The organism is Agrobacterium sp. NPDC089420 (assembly GCF_044900305.1).
Taxonomy (GTDB): domain Bacteria; phylum Pseudomonadota; class Alphaproteobacteria; order Rhizobiales; family Rhizobiaceae; genus Agrobacterium.
The window spans coordinates 1-15595 of record NZ_JBJDMY010000022.1 but is presented as its reverse complement, the minus strand read 5'-3'; the positions used below and the strand labels follow the sequence as shown (position 1 = coordinate 15595).

The 15595-nt window shown below is 60.1% G+C and carries 18 protein-coding genes; 8 read left to right on the top strand and 10 right to left on the bottom strand.

Annotated features, from left to right (window positions below; genetic code table 11):
- Window positions 1–266 precede the first annotated feature (266 nt).
- The 6 genes from ACI2KA_RS23870 to ACI2KA_RS23845 all read left to right on the top strand — a co-directional run bounded on the left by ACI2KA_RS23870 (window position 267) and on the right by ACI2KA_RS23845 (window position 6353).
- Entirely contained in the window at window positions 267–1532 is a 1266-nt protein-coding gene (locus ACI2KA_RS23870) for an ABC transporter substrate-binding protein (RefSeq protein WP_404504933.1), read from the top strand.
- 64 nt (window positions 1533–1596) lie between these two features.
- On the top strand, window positions 1597–2571 hold the full coding sequence (locus ACI2KA_RS23865) for a carbohydrate ABC transporter permease (protein ID WP_404504932.1): 975 nt from the start codon (window positions 1597–1599) through the stop codon (window positions 2569–2571).
- Window positions 2568–3401, top strand: coding sequence for a carbohydrate ABC transporter permease (locus tag ACI2KA_RS23860; RefSeq protein ID WP_003523786.1), 834 nt, complete (start codon window positions 2568–2570; stop codon window positions 3399–3401). Before ACI2KA_RS23865 ends, ACI2KA_RS23860 begins: the two co-directional genes overlap by 4 nt.
- Window positions 3402–3411: 10 nt before the next feature.
- Window positions 3412–4440 (top strand): ABC transporter ATP-binding protein, encoded by a 1029-nt coding sequence (locus tag ACI2KA_RS23855; RefSeq protein WP_404504931.1) that lies wholly within the window; start codon window positions 3412–3414, stop codon window positions 4438–4440.
- Between the two features lie 57 nt (window positions 4441–4497).
- Complete coding sequence (locus ACI2KA_RS23850; RefSeq protein WP_046801358.1) at window positions 4498–5283, top strand: ThuA domain-containing protein; 786 nt, start codon at window positions 4498–4500, stop codon at window positions 5281–5283.
- 20 nt (window positions 5284–5303) lie between these two features.
- On the top strand, window positions 5304–6353 hold the full coding sequence (locus ACI2KA_RS23845; RefSeq protein ID WP_035220970.1) for a Gfo/Idh/MocA family protein: 1050 nt from the start codon (window positions 5304–5306) through the stop codon (window positions 6351–6353).
- A gap of 118 nt (window positions 6354–6471) precedes the next feature.
- Here ACI2KA_RS23845 and queE read toward each other — a convergent pair whose 3' ends face one another.
- The 3 genes from queE to queC are packed head-to-tail and all read right to left on the bottom strand — an operon-like array spanning window position 6472 to window position 8290.
- Window positions 6472–7227, bottom strand: a complete 756-nt coding sequence (gene queE, locus ACI2KA_RS23840; protein WP_404504930.1) for a 7-carboxy-7-deazaguanine synthase QueE — start codon at window positions 7225–7227, stop codon at window positions 6472–6474.
- A complete protein-coding gene (queD, locus tag ACI2KA_RS23835) occupies window positions 7224–7580 on the bottom strand; it encodes a 6-carboxytetrahydropterin synthase QueD (protein ID WP_020811477.1) in 357 nt (118 codons plus the stop codon). The genes queE and queD overlap by 4 nt, the downstream gene beginning before the upstream one ends.
- A complete protein-coding gene (gene queC, locus ACI2KA_RS23830) occupies window positions 7580–8290 on the bottom strand; it encodes a 7-cyano-7-deazaguanine synthase QueC (RefSeq protein WP_404504929.1) in 711 nt (236 codons plus the stop codon). The genes queD and queC overlap by 1 nt, the downstream gene beginning before the upstream one ends.
- A gap of 223 nt (window positions 8291–8513) precedes the next feature.
- Here queC and ACI2KA_RS23825 point away from each other — a divergent pair, with 223 nt between their 5' ends.
- Both ACI2KA_RS23825 and ACI2KA_RS23820 read left to right on the top strand, forming a co-directional pair.
- Window positions 8514–8651 (top strand): hypothetical protein, encoded by a 138-nt coding sequence (locus ACI2KA_RS23825; RefSeq protein WP_304983532.1) that lies wholly within the window; start codon window positions 8514–8516, stop codon window positions 8649–8651.
- A complete protein-coding gene (locus tag ACI2KA_RS23820; protein WP_404504928.1) occupies window positions 8644–8814 on the top strand; it encodes a hypothetical protein in 171 nt (56 codons plus the stop codon). The genes ACI2KA_RS23825 and ACI2KA_RS23820 overlap by 8 nt, the downstream gene beginning before the upstream one ends.
- A 91-nt stretch (window positions 8815–8905) precedes the next feature.
- Here ACI2KA_RS23820 and ACI2KA_RS23815 read toward each other — a convergent pair whose 3' ends face one another.
- From ACI2KA_RS23815 to ACI2KA_RS23785, 7 genes are all read right to left on the bottom strand, one after another.
- Entirely contained in the window at window positions 8906–10039 is a 1134-nt protein-coding gene (locus ACI2KA_RS23815) for a Gfo/Idh/MocA family protein (protein WP_404504927.1), read from the bottom strand.
- A gap of 23 nt (window positions 10040–10062) precedes the next feature.
- The gene (locus tag ACI2KA_RS23810; RefSeq protein ID WP_404504926.1) at window positions 10063–10827 is read right to left on the bottom strand and encodes a sugar phosphate isomerase/epimerase family protein; all 765 of its coding nucleotides are present in this window, start codon (window positions 10825–10827) and stop codon (window positions 10063–10065) included.
- Window positions 10828–10883: 56 nt separating this feature from the next.
- A complete protein-coding gene (locus ACI2KA_RS23805; RefSeq protein ID WP_404504925.1) occupies window positions 10884–11972 on the bottom strand; it encodes an ABC transporter ATP-binding protein in 1089 nt (362 codons plus the stop codon).
- A gap of 5 nt (window positions 11973–11977) precedes the next feature.
- Window positions 11978–12919 (bottom strand): carbohydrate ABC transporter permease, encoded by a 942-nt coding sequence (locus tag ACI2KA_RS23800; RefSeq protein WP_404504924.1) that lies wholly within the window; start codon window positions 12917–12919, stop codon window positions 11978–11980.
- Window positions 12912–13814 (bottom strand): carbohydrate ABC transporter permease, encoded by a 903-nt coding sequence (locus ACI2KA_RS23795; protein ID WP_077985009.1) that lies wholly within the window; start codon window positions 13812–13814, stop codon window positions 12912–12914. Before ACI2KA_RS23795 ends, ACI2KA_RS23800 begins: the two co-directional genes overlap by 8 nt.
- A 143-nt stretch (window positions 13815–13957) precedes the next feature.
- Entirely contained in the window at window positions 13958–15190 is a 1233-nt protein-coding gene (locus tag ACI2KA_RS23790; RefSeq protein ID WP_404504923.1) for an ABC transporter substrate-binding protein, read from the bottom strand.
- A gap of 304 nt (window positions 15191–15494) precedes the next feature.
- Window positions 15495–15595 (bottom strand): hypothetical protein (locus ACI2KA_RS23785; protein ID WP_404504956.1); only part of this gene is annotated, 101 nt, incomplete at its 5' end.

The following is a 15595-nucleotide window of genomic DNA, read 5'->3' as shown; positions in this document are numbered from 1 at the left end:
TTTTTGCCAATTTGCCCCTGCATGCGTCGCCGCTGCGGATTTTTCAAGCCGACAAAAATTGAAAACGATTTCAATTTTCCTCCACCTGAAACCTTACAGTTGATCACTCTCAAAGGCAAACGATGAAAAATTGCACGCAAAAACGGCCGATTTCCCGGGAATTAGAAAGAGTATTGACAGATTGCTCGGCTTTTGAGAGCCTCGCATCAGTCAAAAGCGCTTTCAATTTTGAGGACAATCGGAAGCGTCAACGGAGGAGTTTGACAATGAATATTTCCATGAAGACTTTATTCCTGTGCGGCGCCGCGTTTTCCGCCGCCGTTTCGGCGGAGGCGGCCGAGCTTTCCATCGCCGCCAATTCGACCGGCAAGAACGTCGCGTTCTTCCGCGAACGGATCGCCGCTTTCGAAAAAGAGACCGGTCACAAGGTCAATCTCGTCACCATGCCGTCATCGTCCAGCGAACAGTTCAGCCAGTACCGGCTGTGGCTGGCCGCCGGCAACAAGGATGTCGACGTCTACCAGACGGATGTCGTCTGGGCGCCGCAGCTGGCCGACCAGTTCGTGGACCTGACCGAAGCGACCAAGGATGTCATCGGCGATCATTTCCCTTCCATCGTCGCCTCGCAAACCGTGGATGGCAAGCTGGTCGCCATGCCGATGTTCACCGACGCGCCCGCACTTTTCTATCGCAAGGACCTTCTGGACAAATACGGCAAGCAGCCGCCGAAGACCTGGAAGGAACTGAGCGAAACCGCCAAGGAAATTCAGGACAAGGAACGTGAGGCCGGCCAGAAGGATCTCTGGGGCTTCGTTTTCCAGGGCAGCGCCTATGAGGGTCTGACCTGCAACGCGCTGGAATGGATCGCGTCGGCCGGCGGCGGCCATATCGTCGAGACCAACGGCGATATTTCCATCAACAATGAAAAGGCCGCAGCCGCCATCGAAACCGCCAAGGGTTGGGTCGGCACCATCGCGCCGCAGGGCGTGCTCGCTTACAAGGAAGAGGAAGCGCGCGGCGTCTGGCAGACCGGCAATTCCGTCTTCATGCGCAACTGGCCCTATGCCTATGCATTGGGTAACGGCGACGACAGCGCCATCAAGGGCAAGTTCGGCGTCACCCCGCTGCCGGCAGGTACGGAAGGTGAGGCCCCCGCCTCGACACTCGGCGGCTGGAACCTCGCCGTTTCGAAATATTCCGACGATCAGGAAGCGGCCATCCAGCTCGTGAAATTCCTTGCATCGAAGGACACCCAGAAGCTGCGCGCGATCCAGCTTTCCAACATGCCGACGATCGCCTCGCTTTACGATGACAAGGATGTCGCGGCGGCCCAGCCCTTCATGCCGACATGGAAGCCGATCTTCCAGACCGCCGTTCCGCGTCCCTCCGCTTCGGCAAAGGTGAAATATAACGAGGTTTCGGCCAAGTTCTGGGGCGCCGTGCACAACACGCTCTCCGGCAACGGCACGGCGGCGGAAAATCTCGAACTTCTCGAGGTTGAATTGACCGATCTCAAAGGCAACGGCTGGTAATCCGGCCCGCGCGGGAAGCGGTCTCGCCTGACCGTCTCCCGCGCCCCAACCGCGAGATATCCCCATGAACGACATCGCCCTTCAAAGACCGGTCGCGGCAGCCGGCACCGGCTCCGACCTGCAGGCGGAACGCCTGAAATCCGCCTGGCTGTTTCTTGCCCCCACATTTCTGGTGCTAGCGCTGGTGGCCGGCTGGCCGCTGGTGCGCACCGTCTGGTTCAGCCTCACCGATGCATCGCTGACCAATCTCGATGGTGCGCAGTTCGTCGGCCTCAAGAACTACCTCACCTGGATCACGCTCAGCAGCGGCCGCACGATCTATCGCGGCCTGCTTGCCGATCCCGCATGGTGGGGCGCGGTTCTCAACACGCTGAAATTCACCGTCGTCTCCGTCAGCCTCGAAACGGTGCTCGGCCTCATCGTCGCGCTGGTGCTGAATGCCGAATTCAAGGGGCGCGGCCTCGTGCGCGCCGCCATTCTCGTGCCATGGGCCATTCCGACCATCGTTTCAGCGCAGATGTGGGCATGGATGCTGAACGACCAGTTCGGCATCCTGAACGACCTGTTCCTCAATCTCGGGCTGATCTCCAACAAGATTGCCTGGACCGCCAATCCCGAAACCGCGATGGTGGCCGTCTTGATCGTCGACATCTGGAAGACCACGCCCTTCATGGCGCTGCTCATCCTCGCCGGCCTGCAGATGGTGCCGAAGGACATGTATGAGGCGGCCAAGGTGGATGGCATCCACCCGGTCAAGGTGTTTTTCCGCGTCACTTTACCGATGATCCGGCCGGCGCTGATGGTCGCCGTCATCTTCCGCATGCTGGATGCGATGCGCGTCTTCGATCTCATCTATATCCTGACGCCGAATAACGCCCAGACCCGCACCATGTCGGTGCTGGCACGCGAGAACCTGTTCGATTTCGACAAGTTCTCCTATGGCGCCGCCGCCTCCACCATGCTGTTCCTCATCATCGCCTCGATCACGGTCATCTATATGTGGCTCGGGCGCGTCAACACCGATGGAGCCGCGCGATGACCCTGCCAAGCATCCTGAAAACCACCGCCTTCTACGCGCTGGTCGCCATCATCATGGTGATTTCGGTATTCCCGTTCTATTACGCGATCCTGACGAGCCTGAAATCCGGCTCGGCGCTGTTCCAGGTCAATTATTGGCCGCGTGACTTCTCGCTGACCAATTACAGCTTCGTCATCGGCAACGGCACGTTCCTGCGCAATCTCGGCAACTCGCTGTTTGTCGCATCTTCCGTCGTCATATTGTCGCTGTTCCTTGCGGTAACTGCGTCCTATGCTCTCGCCCGCGTCCGCTTTCGTGGCCGCGCGCTGCTGCTGCTCACCATCCTTTCGGTTTCGATGTTCCCGCAGATCGCCGTGCTCGCCGGCCTGTTCGAACTGATCCGCTGGGCGGGCATCTTCAACACGCCGCTCGCGCTGATCTTTTCCTACATGATCTTCACCCTGCCCTTCACCGTCTGGGTGCTGACAACCTTCATGCGCGACCTGCCGATCGAGATCGAGGAAGCGGCCATCGTCGATGGCGCGACGCCATGGGTCATCATAACCCAGGTCTTCATGCCGCTGATGTGGCCGGCGCTCGTCACCACAGGGCTTCTCGCCTTCATCGCGGCGTGGAACGAGTTCCTTTTCGCCCTCACTTTCACCTCGTCGAACGAGCAGCGCACGGTGCCGGTCGCCATCGCGCTTCTGTCGGGCGGCTCGCAGTTCGAAATCCCCTGGGGAACGATCATGGCGGCCTCCGTCATCGTCACCGCCCCACTCGTCGTCCTCGTTCTGATCTTCCAGCGACGCATCATCTCCGGCCTCACCGCCGGCGGCGTCAAAGGCTAGGAGAAACATCATGACCACCATTCAACTGCGCGATCTTCGCAAATCCTTCGGCGCCTTCGATGTCATCAAGGGTATCGACATGGACATCCGCTCCGGCGAGTTCATGGTCTTCGTCGGCCCCTCCGGCTGCGGCAAGTCCACGCTTTTGCGCCTCATCTGCGGGCTGGAGGAAATTACCAGTGGTACGCTCTCCTTCGACGGCGAGACGGTCAACCGCCTGCCGCCCGCCAAACGCGGCGTCGCCATGGTCTTCCAGTCCTATGCGCTTTATCCGCATATGACCGTGTTTGAAAACATGGCTTTCGGCATGAAGCTATCAGGCGCGGACAAGGAACAGCGCAAGAAGCGCGTCGAAGCGGCAGCCGAGATGCTGCAGCTCACGCCCTATCTGGAACGCCTGCCGAAACAGCTTTCCGGCGGCCAGCGCCAGCGTGTCGCCATCGGCCGCGCCATCGTGCGCGATCCCAAGGTGTTCCTGTTCGACGAGCCGCTTTCCAACCTCGATGCTGCGCTACGCGTTGCCACGCGTCTGGAAATCGCCAAGCTGCACCGCTCGATGCATGACACGACGATGATCTACGTCACGCACGACCAGGTGGAGGCGATGACGCTCGCCGACCGCATCTGTGTGCTGCGTGACGGCCGGGTCGAGCAGATCGGCACGCCGCTGGAGCTTTACGAAAGCCCTGTCAACACCTTCGTCGCCGGCTTCATCGGTTCGCCGAAGATGAACTTCCTTTCTGGCCAATATGCGGAAGCCGAAGGCGCGAAAACCATCGGCATCCGCCCGGAGCACATCACCATCGCCAGCGACGGCAGCGGCTGGAGCGGCGAGATCGTGCATTCGGAAATGCTGGGATCGGACAGCTACATCTATGTCGAGATCGGCGCCGGTGAACCCGTCGTCGTTCGCGAAGAAGGCGTGACCGACCGCAAGGCCGGCGAACGTATCGCCCTCGTGCCGGATGCGGCGCAGATCCACCGTTTCGACACGCAAGGCCAGGCGCTTGCCCGCAACCCCGCCCGGGGCGCTGCCTGAAATTTCAACTTTCGCCGGGATCACCCAAGGTCCCGGCTTTCACCGAGGAGCATGACAATGACCATCAACACCGTTGTATGGGGCGAAAATATCCACGAACACATCAATGAGACGGTGCGTTCGATCTATCCGAACGGCATGCACAACACCATTGCCGACGCGCTGAACCAGAACCCCGAGATCAATGCCACCACCGCCACGCTGCAGGAGCCGGAACACGGCCTGTCGCAGGAGCGCCTCGACAAGACCGACGTGCTGGTCTGGTGGGGCCACAAGGACCATGGCGCGGTGCAGGACGAGATTGTCGAGCGTGTTGCCAAGCGCGTCTGGGAAGGCATGGGCCTTATCGTCCTGCATTCCGGCCACTTCTCCAAGCCGTTCAAGCGGCTGATGGGCACGCCCTGCGCGCTGAAATGGCGTGAGGCGGGTGAACGCGAGCGTCTGTGGACGATCAATCCGCGCCACCCCATTGCCGCCGGCCTGCCCGAGCATTTCGAGCTGGAAAACGAGGAAATGTATGGCGAGCAGTTTTCCGTTCCTGAGCCGCTGGAAACCGTGTTCATCTCTTGGTTCCAGGGCGGCGAGGTCTTCCGTTCCGGCCTCACCTGGCGTCGCGGCGCCGGCAATATCTTCTATTTCCGCCCCGGCCACGAAACCTATCCGACCTATCACGATGCCAATGTCCAGAAGGTCATCAGCAACTCGGTGAAATGGGCCTATAATCCGGTTGGCGCGCTGAAGAGCATTCACGATGCTCCCAATGTTCCCGTCGACAAGGCGCTGGAGCCGATCGAAGAACGCGGCCCCAAGCTGCACAAGGCAGGCGAAGCAGGTTACAGATAAGGGCTTGGAGATAACTGGCCATGAGACTTCTCATTCTCGGAACCGGCGGCATGGCCAACAACCATGCCACCTATTTCTCGCAAATCCCCGGCGTCGAACTGGTCGCGGCGGTGGATGTGGACGATGTGGTGGTGCGCGGCTTTGCGCTCCGCCACAACATCCCGCTCTCCTTCACCTCGCTGGATGACGCCATTGCCTGGGGTGAATTCGATGCGGCAGCCAATGTCACGCCGGATGCCATCCACCATCCCACCAGCCTGAAGCTGCTGGCGGCCGGCAAGCACGTCTTCTGCGAAAAGCCGCTGGCGGAAAACTACGCCAAGGCCGCCGAAATGGCCGATGCGGCCGAAAAAGCCGGCCTCGTCGCCATGGTCAACCTCACCTATCGCAACGTCGCCCCCTTGCAGGCGGCGCGTGAGATGGTTCTGGCCGGCAAGATCGGCAAGGTGCGGCATCTGGAAGCTTCCTATCTCCAGAGCTGGCTCGTTTCCAAGGCCTGGGGCGACTGGATGACGGAGAGCAAGTGGCTGTGGCGGCTTTCCACCAAGCATGGCTCTAACGGCGTGCTGGGCGATGTCGGCATCCACATTCTCGACTTCGCCTCCTATGGCGCGGGCAGCGATGTGGAACGCATCTTCACGCGGCTGAAGACCTTCGACAAATATGAAGGCAATAAAATTGGCGTCTACGACCTCGACGCCAATGACAGCTTCACCATGACCGCCGAACTGGAAAACGGCGCCATGGGCGTCATCCATGCCAGCCGCTGGGCGACAGGTCACTTGAACGAGCTCCGCCTGCGTATCCATGGCGACAAGGGTGCGCTGGAAGTCATCCACACGCCTGACTATTCCAGCCTTCGTGCCTGCATCGGCGAAGATGTGGAAAAGGCGATCTGGAAGACGATCGATGTCGACCCCGTGGCAACGAATTACGAAAAATTCGCCAAGGCGGTCATGGAAGGCGGCCCCGCCGATCCGGACTTCCGCCACGCCGCCAATCTGCAGAAGGTGCTCGACCTGTCGATCATCGCGGATCGGGAGAGGCGCGAGTTGGCCGTTTCGGCTTGATTCGCAAAATTGCGGCGGCGCAAGCCGCCGCATGGATTGCTGCAAAGGACGCTCCTCGCTCTCCGTCACCCCGCACTTGTTCAGGGGACCCGCATGACGGAGGGACCTTATAACTGCCTCAAACCCCGCGCTTGTTCCCCCAAAGCAGCACATGCAACTGCGGCAGTACGCGGGCAGAAAACCAGCGGTCTTCGCTGACCTTGTCCACCAGCCACAACATCCGATCCATCACCCCGTCAATATCCACGCGCGCGTCGTCATCATCCGGCGGCGGCGGGGTGTGGTTGCCGGGCTGGAGATAGACAGGCAGATGCGGGAAACGCGCGGATGCCGCCTTGGCATAGGCATAATCCGCATCATCGAACACCACGACCTTCAACGCCACCTGCGGCCCCTCGCCGGCGGCGGCAAGACAGTCTTCGAACGCCCGCCAGTCCGTTTCCATGCCGCTCGACGGCGGCTTAGGACTTAGCACCAGATAGTCGAGACCGGCAAACCAGTCTTTCGCGAGGCTGCCCTGCGTTTCCAGCGCGAAGCGATACCCCTCGCTTTGCCCCTTGGCGATCAAGGCTCCGAGCGGCTGGATGGCCGGATTGCCGCCGGACAGCGAGACCGTCAGCGGCACGCCGCCGGAAAGCCGCCGTACCTCCTGCCAGATCGCCTCGACCGGCATCGGTTTCCACGTGTCGCGATACTCGCTGTCGACCGCATGCAGCGTATCGCACCAGGAACAACGATAGTCGCAGCCGCCGGTGCGCACGAAAACGGTGGGCAGACCGATCAGCAGACCTTCGCCCTGAATGGTCGGGCCGAAGATTTCGCTGATGCGGATCGTGGTTTCCTTCGCTGCAATCTTTTGTGCAGCCGCCGTCATGGCCGGTATTCCGCCCAGGTCTTGGCTGTTTCGCTGACCCTCACGGCGCTGGTTTCCGGCAGGCGGTCCTTGCACCAGTCATAGAAATGTTTGGCGAGGCACTCCGCCGTCACCCGGTCATGACCGAGGACATCGTTCAGGTGGCGATGATCGAAATGATCGTCGATATAGCGCTTCAGCGGCGCAAGCTCGTGATAATCGCGCACGAAACCGTGCTCGTTCAGTGCTTCGCCCGCAAGCTCTATCTCGACAATGTAATTATGCCCGTGCAGGCGGTTGCACTGGTGATCCGACGGCAGGCTCTTCAACTGATGCGAGGCGGAGAAGTGAAATTCCTTGGTGATGCGGAACATCAGCGCACCTCCTGCGCCGCATAGGCATGGGTGGCCGCCACCCAGAAATCCGGGTCTTCATAGTCGGTCGGATCGGTGACGCCGGCCAGATGAAACGCCTCGCGCCGTTCGACGCAGGTGCCGCAGCGGCCGCAATGGGTAAGACCGCCCTTGTAACAGGACCATGTTTCGCCAAACGGCGTGCCGTATTTCACGCCATCGGTCACGATCGCCGCCTTGGAAACCGTGACATAGGGCGCAAAGAGCTCGACGTCGGCGTAGCCCTCAAGCGCTTGGCGCTGCATGGCGTTGAAGCTGTCGATGAAGCCCGGCCGGCAATCGGGATAGATGAAGTGATCGCCGCCATGCACGGCAATCGCCACGGCATCCACCTGCTGCGCAGCAGCCAGCCCGAAAGCGATGGTGAGCATGATGGCGTTGCGGTTCGGCACAACGGTGGAGCGCATGGTCTCTTCCGCATAATGTCCGTCCGGCACGTCCACGTCGTCGGTCAGCGCCGAGCCGGTGAGATGTGCGCCGATGGTTCTGATATCGATGACATGATGCGGCACGCCGAGCCGTTTGGCGCAATCGGCCGCGTATTCCAGCTCCTTCTTGTGGCGCTGGCCATAATCGAAGGAGACAAGAGCGAGAAGTTGATGTTCCGCCGCAATTTTATGCGCAAGCGAAACGGAGTCCAATCCGCCGGAGCAGATGACGATGGTTTTCATGATTTGGGATCCCTTGTTTTGACCGGGTGGGCTGCGACCGGATTACGGGGGCGGCTTTAAACCAAAGCGGCGGATTTGTGAAGGGCCTTGCCGACATGAGGTCAAGCCGCAGCATCACGAAAATGCCCCGTCACAGCAACAAGACGAAACAAACGGGACATATGCGGGAAACCGGCGCGATCTAGAACAATGCGGAATTTATTGTTCTTGAAGGGTCTTGCCGATGGCGGCGGCTGATACATTTCTGTTTTCGCTGAACAATCTCAGCTCTCTCGGTGCTGGCCTGCTGATGGCGATGGCCGGCATGTTTTACGTCACACTCACCATTCGCGGGCTGATCGCCGCCATTCGCCATGGATAGAGCTCTCGGCACGAAACGCCACCGGTTCAGGCGCAATCTTACCACCGCGCTTTTCGTCGTCGCGGCAGCGCTTGTCGCGGCGGTCGGCATAGCCCCGTTCGTTTTCCTGATCTGGATGATCAGAACCGTGGCGCGCTGGCTCGGCCTTTTTATTGGAATTTGAAGGCTCCATCGACCCGCGACGCTCGCCGTAGCCGGCTGAGCGGAAAGGCCCGGCGGACTGGCAGTGCGCCGGGCCTTTTGTTGAAACAGGCTCAGCGCAGCAGCGCCCGCGCCTCCTCGATGCCGAGTGCGGCCGGCTGGGTGCAGGTCGTTCTCATCTCGATGAAGCGGCCTTCCTCGCCGGACTTCAGGATCGAGGTCATCACGTCGATGCCGTGCAGCGAGCGGTCCAGCGAGCAGCGGGCATCACGGCCTTCCAGAAGCGCAATCGCCATATCGGCAAGACCCGCCGTGCGGTAATTGGCGCGCGGGCCGTTCGGGCTTTCCTGATTGGCGATGCCGAAAGGATGCGCCCAGTCCTCCAGCGGCTGGATATTCTTGTCGCGGCCGCTTGCTTCCACCACACCGCCGAAGAAATTCGGGTCCGGCACGTAGATCGAGCCTTCCGTGCCGTAGAGTTCCATATTGGCATGGCGATGCGACCACACATCCCAGCTGGCCGAAAGCGTGATCGTCGCGCCGTTCACGAATTCCAGCAGCGCGTGGATATTGGTCGGCGTCTCGACGGGAATGATCTCGCCGTTGAGCGGCTGGCTGGTCACCGTGCGGGTGGGGTTCGCCATCGTGGTCAGCGCGCCGACACGTTTGACGGGGCCGATGAGGTTGATGAGATTGGCGATGTAATAGGGACCGAGATCGAGGATCGGCCCGCCGCCCTTCAGGAAGAAGAAGCCCGGATTGGGGTGCCACATCTCCATGCCGGGGCTCATGACATGGCAGGTGCCTGAGGTGATGCGACCGACCTTGCCGTCATCGATATATTGCCGGGCAAGCTGATGCGCCCCGCCGAGGAACGTATCCGGCGCGCAGCCGACCGAAAGCTTCTTCTCGCGGGCAATGCGCCGCAACTCCTCGCCTTCCTCCAGCGACAGCACCAGCGGCTTTTCCGAATAGACATGCTTGCCCGCCTCGAGGGCTGCTTTCGACACCGGAAAATGCGCGGCGGGGATGGTGAGGTTCACCACCACGTCGATGTCCTTGTTGGCGAGCAGTTCCTCGATGGACTGCGCGACAACACCGAATTCTTCCGCCCTCAGCTCCGCCGCATTGCGGTTGAGGTCGGCGCAAGCCAGCACCTTGATGCCCTTGAAGAGCGGTGCCAGCGAAAAATAAGCAGACGAGATATTGCCGCATCCGATGATGCCGACGCCAAGATCCCTGGCCATGATGAAACTCCGAAATGTGAGACTTAGTAGGTTTTGAACGATGCGATCGAGCGGGTGATCAGCCGGTCGATATCCTTGGGGTTGTCGTGCTCGACCACGAAATGTTTCGTGGCGGATTTCGCCTTCAGCGCCGCGACGAGACCCTTCCAGTCCACCGTACCATGGCCGACATCGGCCCAGCCGTCTTCGTCGGTATTTTCACCAGCCGGTGCGATGTCCTTGACATGGACGGCGGTGATGCGCTTGCCGTAGCTTTCGATCCAGGCGAGCGGATCGGCATCGCCTCTGATAATCCAGGCGATATCCGCTTCCCATTTCAGGTCCGGTCCGCCGGCAAGGATCTGTTCCTGCGGGGTGGAACCATCGGCAAGCGCCTTGAACTCGAAATCGTGGTTGTGCCAGCCGAAGACAAGCCCGGCATCCACGAAAGGCTTGCCGGCTTCCTGCAGGCGCTTGCCGAAGGCGAACCAGCCCGCGGCATCCGTCGGGCGCTGGTCGGGCATCAGGTAAGGGCAATAGATCGCCTCCACGCCCAGGACCTTGGCGATGTTCAGGGCCTTTTTCGGATCGCCCTCAAGCAGGTCGAGGCCGAAATGACCGGTCGGCATGGAAAGGCCATTAGCATCGAGTTCGGCACGCAGGGCCTTCAACCCGGCATCATCCAGCGACGCATACATGGCGCCGTAACCTTCGACCTGTTGGTAACCCGCCGCCGAGAGCTTCTTCAGAATATTGGAAAAAGGCTGGAAATTGCGGGCGCTGTAAAGCTGAAAACCGAGTTCTGTCATTGTCTCCTCCATAGAGATGTGGGTCTTGGGATTGTGTGGGGGAATAAGTGGGACGCCTAAAGCCGTTCCTCGCTTTGCGCGTCGAACAGCGAAGCCATCGTCATATCGAGGCCGAGGCGCACCTTCGTGCCCGGCGAAAACCGCCGGTGGCCGCCGACGCGCACGGACAGGGTGTGGCCGGCATGTTTCAGCCAGATCAGATTGTCGGCGCCCATCGGCTCCTCGATATCGACGATTGCCTCATGCACTTCGCCACCGGCAATATCGGCATCGACACGCACATGTTCGGGGCGCACGCCGAGTACCACGGCACGGCCGGCGGCAAGCGGCGTTTCCGCGTGATAACCATCGAGCGCAAAAGTCACGCCATTGGTGGTGAAGACGACCTTGCCGTCCTTCTCGATCAGCTCGCCACGCAGGAAATTCATTGACGGCGAACCGATGAAGCCGGCGACAAAGAGGTTGCGCGGCTTGTTGTAGATGGTGACGGGATCGGCGAGCTGCTGGATGACGCCGCTTTTCATGATGGCGATACGATCCGCCAGGGTCAGCGCCTCGATCTGGTCGTGCGTCACATAGATCATGGTATTCTTCAGCGACTGGTGCAGCCGCTTGATTTCCACGCGCAGTTCCGAACGCAGCTTGGCGTCGAGGTTGGAGAGCGGTTCGTCGAACAGGAATACATCCACATCCCGCACCAGCGCCCGGCCGATTGCGACGCGCTGGCGCTGGCCGCCGGAAAGCTCGGCGGGTTTACGTTTCAGCAGCGGCTCGATCTGGAGGATGCCGGCCGCCCTTTTGACGCGGCGGTCGATCTCCTCTTTCGGCACCTTGGCGACCTGAAGGCCGAAGGACAGGTTCTTCTCCACCGTCATCTGCGGATAAAGCGCATAGGACTGGAACACCATGCCGATGCCGCGGTCTTTCGGCTCCTCCCAGGTGACGTTGCGGTCCTTGATGAAGATTTGCCCGTCGGTCGGCTCCAGAAGGCCGGCAATGCAGTTGAGAAGGGTCGACTTGCCGCAGCCGGAAGAGCCGAGCAGGACGAGGAATTCGCCGTCGTAAATATCGAGATTGAGGTCTTTCAGCACGGTGACGGCACCGAAGGACAGGGAAAGATCGCGGATGGAAACGCTTTTGTTCATATAGCTCAACCTTTTACTGCGCCTGCGGCAATGCCGCGCACGAATAGCCTGCCGGAAACGAAATAGACGATCAGCGGCACGGCCCCGGTCAGAAGGGTGGCGGCCATGTTGACGTTATATTCCTTCACGCCCTGCACGGAGTTGACGATATTATTGAGCTGCACCGTCATCGGGTAATATTCCGGCCGCGTGAACACCACGCCGAACAGGAAGTCGTTCCAGATGCCGGTCACCTGCAGGATCATCGCCACGACGAAGATCGGCAGCGACATGGGCAGCATGATGCGGAAATAGATCTGCCAGAAATTCGCGCCATCAATACGCGCCGCCTTGAACAATTCCTCCGGCAGCGAGGCGAAGTAGTTGCGGAACAGCAGCGTCAGGATCGGCATACCGAAGATGGTGTGCACGATGACAAGGCCGGTCAGCGTGCCATAAACGCCCATTTCACGCAGCACGATGACGATCGGATAGATCATCACCTGGTAAGGAATGAAGGCGCCGATGATGAGGATCGAGAAGAACAGCTCCGAGCCCTTGAACTTCCAGTTGGCCATGGCATAGCCGCTGACGGAAGCGACGATGATCGAGATCACCACCGAAGGCACGAGAATGCGCACCGAGTTCCAGAAGCCGCGCGAAAGCCCGTCGCAGTTAAGTCCCGTGCAGGCATTGGCCCAGGCTTTCACCCAGGGCTCGAAGGTGATTTCCACCGGCGGCGCGAAGATGTTGCCGAGACGGATTTCCGGCATACCCTTCAGCGAGGTCACGACCATCACGTAAAGCGGCAGCAGGTAATAGGCGGCAGCCACGAACAGCGTGCCGTAGAGAATGATGTTGCGGCGGGAAAAAGTCTTCTTCGGCTTCTTGCCGCGCGGGCCGGAAAGTTCCTTGGAAACCGCATCGCTGCCGGCAACAACCGTGTTCAATGTGCTGATATTAGCCACGCTTCTTGCCTCCGAATTCGAGGTAGGCCCACGGAATGACGATGATCGCGACCGTCAGAAGCATCATTGTCGAGGCGGCGAAGCCCTGTCCCAGGTTTTGCGCCTGGAACATGTAGTCATAGACATATTTCGCCGGCACTTCGGAGGCGATGCCCGGCCCGCCGCTGGTCTGCGCCACCACCAGATCGTAAACCTTGACGATGCCGCTGGCGATGATGACCAGCGTGGTGATGAAGACCGGCCGCATCATGGGAATGATGATGAGAATATAGGTCTTCCACATCGGAATGCCGTCGACACGCGCCGCCTTCCAGATATCCTCATCGATGCCGCGAAGACCGGCCAGCATCAGGCACATGACGAGCCCGGTGCCCTGCCAGAGCGCCGCAATCAGGATGCCGTAGATGACGATCTGGGAATTATAGAGCGGATCGAAGGTGAAGCTCTCCCAGCCCATCGAGCGGACCACGGACTGGATGCCGAATTCCGGATTGAGCAGCCATTGCCAGACAAGACCGGTGACGATGAAGGACAGGGCGAAGGGATAAAGGAAAATGGTGCGGAAGGTGTTTTCGAACCGGATTTTCTGGTCCATCAGCGCCGCCAGCACGAAGCCGATGACGAGGCTGAAGATCAGCGACAGGATGCCGTAGATCGCCAGGTTCTGAATGGATACGATCCAGCGCGGCGCTGCCCACAGCCGTTCATATTGGTCGAAACCGATAAAGCTCGCCCGCGGCAGGAGCTTGGAATTGGTGAAGGAATAAACCACCGTCCAGATCGTCCCGCCGAGGAAGATCACCATGGCGGTCAAGATCATCGGAATGGAGGCAATCTTGGAATTGAGATTGCGAAAGAGCTGGTTGGGGCGCCCCGAGCGCGCTTGTCCTGCCATTTTACCTCCTCCTGTAACGTTACAGTTTGCAGCCAAGCAAAAAACCTTGCCGCATGAAACCTGGTCCGTGCCGGTAAATATCGCACAGACCGGACGTTGGATCGGGAAGCGGCGAACCACTCCCCGATCCGGAGAGATCACAATCAGTCAGCAGAGCCGATAATGCTCGCGAAACGTTTCTGCCCATCTTCCGCCGACATCGAGCCCGCGAAGAATTCCGCCATCAGGTCTTCCTTCTGTTTCTGCGTATCGGCAGAAATCAGCTGGTCGGTACTGGTCAGCGCATTGCCCTTGGCCAGAATTTCCAGACCCTTCTTCATGCAGTCGTTGGCGGCATTGAGATCGACGTCGCCACGAATCGGCAGCGAACCCTTCTTCAGGTTGAAGGCAACCTGGGTTTTCGGATCGACGATGGTTTCGGCCAGCACGTCCTGCGCCTTGGTTTTCGCCTCGTCCTTCAGCACCGGGAAATAAAAGGCGTCGCCGCCGGTGGTGATATAGTCGTTGAGGCCAAGACCCGGCAGGCAGGAATAATCCGTACCGGCCTTCTGATTGGCGAGCTGGAATTCACCCTGCGCCCAGTCACCCATGATCTGGCCGCCAGCCTTGCCGGTAATCACCATGTTGGTGGCCTGGTTCCAGTCCTGAACATTGGTGCCCTTGGCCATATCGCGCGCTTCGACGGCCGCCGCGAAAATCTTCGCCATTTCGGGGCCTGCTGCCGCCTCGGCATCCTTGTCGCCATAGACTTTCTGATAAAGGTCTTTGCCGCCGATCGAAAGCGTCAGCGTGTCGAACAGGCCGTTGGCCTGCCATGCCTGTCCGCCCAGCGCGAGCGGCTGGATGCCGGCCTTTTTCAGCGCCGGTGCGGCCGCAACGAACTCCGTCCAGTTCTTCGGAACCTCGACGCCCGCCTTCTTGAAGGCTTCGTTGGAAAGCCACAGCCATTGCCAGGAATGGATGTTGACCGGCGCGCAATAGATCTTGCCGTCGATGGTGCAGCTGTCGAGCAGGCTTGCCGGCTTGATCACCTCTTTCCACTTGCCCTTTTCGGCAACGTCGGACAGGTCGCGCATCAGGCCGGCCTGCACCAGCTCTTCCGCCTGCCGGCCATGGTTGAACTGTGTGGCGCCCATCGGGTCGCCGCCGGTGATGCGGCTGATCATGATCGGCCGGGCCGTGCCGCCCGAGCCGGCAATAGCGCCATCCACCCATTTATTGCCGGTCGCATCGAAAGCCTTGGCAAGCTCGGCCACGGCTGCGGCCTCGCCGCCCGATGTCCACCAATGGGTCACCTCAAGATCGGTGGCACCGGCCATGCCCGCCGGTATAATCACACTGGCCAAAAAGGCCGCAGAAATAACACGCATTCGCATGAGTCTCCTCCCTCACTGAAACGTTGCAGTTGGAACGTATGCGAAGATTTTTCATTAGGCAACCGCCTAAGAGACGAATCTCGCCACCGCTTTCCGCAGGCCCTTTCAACGGCGGAAAATGGACCGAGCAGGTGGCAGGACAGGGGATGAAGCATGCAACCCGGCCAGCCGCCCGATTGCCGGGCCGTCGGGCGACAGTGTCATTCGCCCTGAACAAAGGCGCTGATCGGCCGAAACGGAAAAGGCGAGCCGGAAGATCATCCGCCCCGCCTTCGATCATGCCGCTCCGGCACAGCTAGCGATGTTATTGTCGCTTGTAATCATCCTCGATACGGATGACATCGTCCTCTCCGATATAGGCTCCGGTCTGGATTTCGATGAGTTCGAGGGGGATCTGGCCGTTAT

What these genes read in the sequence shown, in the direction of transcription:
- ACI2KA_RS23870 (WP_404504933.1), top strand. Translation starts at nt 267, where the DNA reads ATGAATATTTCCATGAAGACTTTATTCCTGTGCGGCGCCGCGTTTTCC.
- ACI2KA_RS23865 (WP_404504932.1), top strand. Translation starts at nt 1,597, where the DNA reads ATGAACGACATCGCCCTTCAAAGACCGGTCGCGGCAGCCGGCACCGGC.
- ACI2KA_RS23860 (WP_003523786.1), top strand. Translation starts at nt 2,568, where the DNA reads ATGACCCTGCCAAGCATCCTGAAAACCACCGCCTTCTACGCGCTGGTC.
- ACI2KA_RS23855 (WP_404504931.1), top strand. Translation starts at nt 3,412, where the DNA reads ATGACCACCATTCAACTGCGCGATCTTCGCAAATCCTTCGGCGCCTTC.
- ACI2KA_RS23850 (WP_046801358.1), top strand. Translation starts at nt 4,498, where the DNA reads ATGACCATCAACACCGTTGTATGGGGCGAAAATATCCACGAACACATC.
- ACI2KA_RS23845 (WP_035220970.1), top strand. Translation starts at nt 5,304, where the DNA reads ATGAGACTTCTCATTCTCGGAACCGGCGGCATGGCCAACAACCATGCC.
- queE (WP_404504930.1), bottom strand. Translation starts at nt 7,227, where the DNA reads ATGACGGCGGCTGCACAAAAGATTGCAGCGAAGGAAACCACGATCCGC.
- queD (WP_020811477.1), bottom strand. Translation starts at nt 7,580, where the DNA reads ATGTTCCGCATCACCAAGGAATTTCACTTCTCCGCCTCGCATCAGTTG.
- queC (WP_404504929.1), bottom strand. Translation starts at nt 8,290, where the DNA reads ATGAAAACCATCGTCATCTGCTCCGGCGGATTGGACTCCGTTTCGCTT.
- ACI2KA_RS23825 (WP_304983532.1), top strand. Translation starts at nt 8,514, where the DNA reads ATGGCGGCGGCTGATACATTTCTGTTTTCGCTGAACAATCTCAGCTCT.
- ACI2KA_RS23820 (WP_404504928.1), top strand. Translation starts at nt 8,644, where the DNA reads ATGGATAGAGCTCTCGGCACGAAACGCCACCGGTTCAGGCGCAATCTT.
- ACI2KA_RS23815 (WP_404504927.1), bottom strand. Translation starts at nt 10,039, where the DNA reads ATGGCCAGGGATCTTGGCGTCGGCATCATCGGATGCGGCAATATCTCG.
- ACI2KA_RS23810 (WP_404504926.1), bottom strand. Translation starts at nt 10,827, where the DNA reads ATGACAGAACTCGGTTTTCAGCTTTACAGCGCCCGCAATTTCCAGCCT.
- ACI2KA_RS23805 (WP_404504925.1), bottom strand. Translation starts at nt 11,972, where the DNA reads ATGAACAAAAGCGTTTCCATCCGCGATCTTTCCCTGTCCTTCGGTGCC.
- ACI2KA_RS23795 (WP_077985009.1), bottom strand. Translation starts at nt 13,814, where the DNA reads ATGGCAGGACAAGCGCGCTCGGGGCGCCCCAACCAGCTCTTTCGCAAT.
- ACI2KA_RS23790 (WP_404504923.1), bottom strand. Translation starts at nt 15,190, where the DNA reads ATGCGAATGCGTGTTATTTCTGCGGCCTTTTTGGCCAGTGTGATTATA.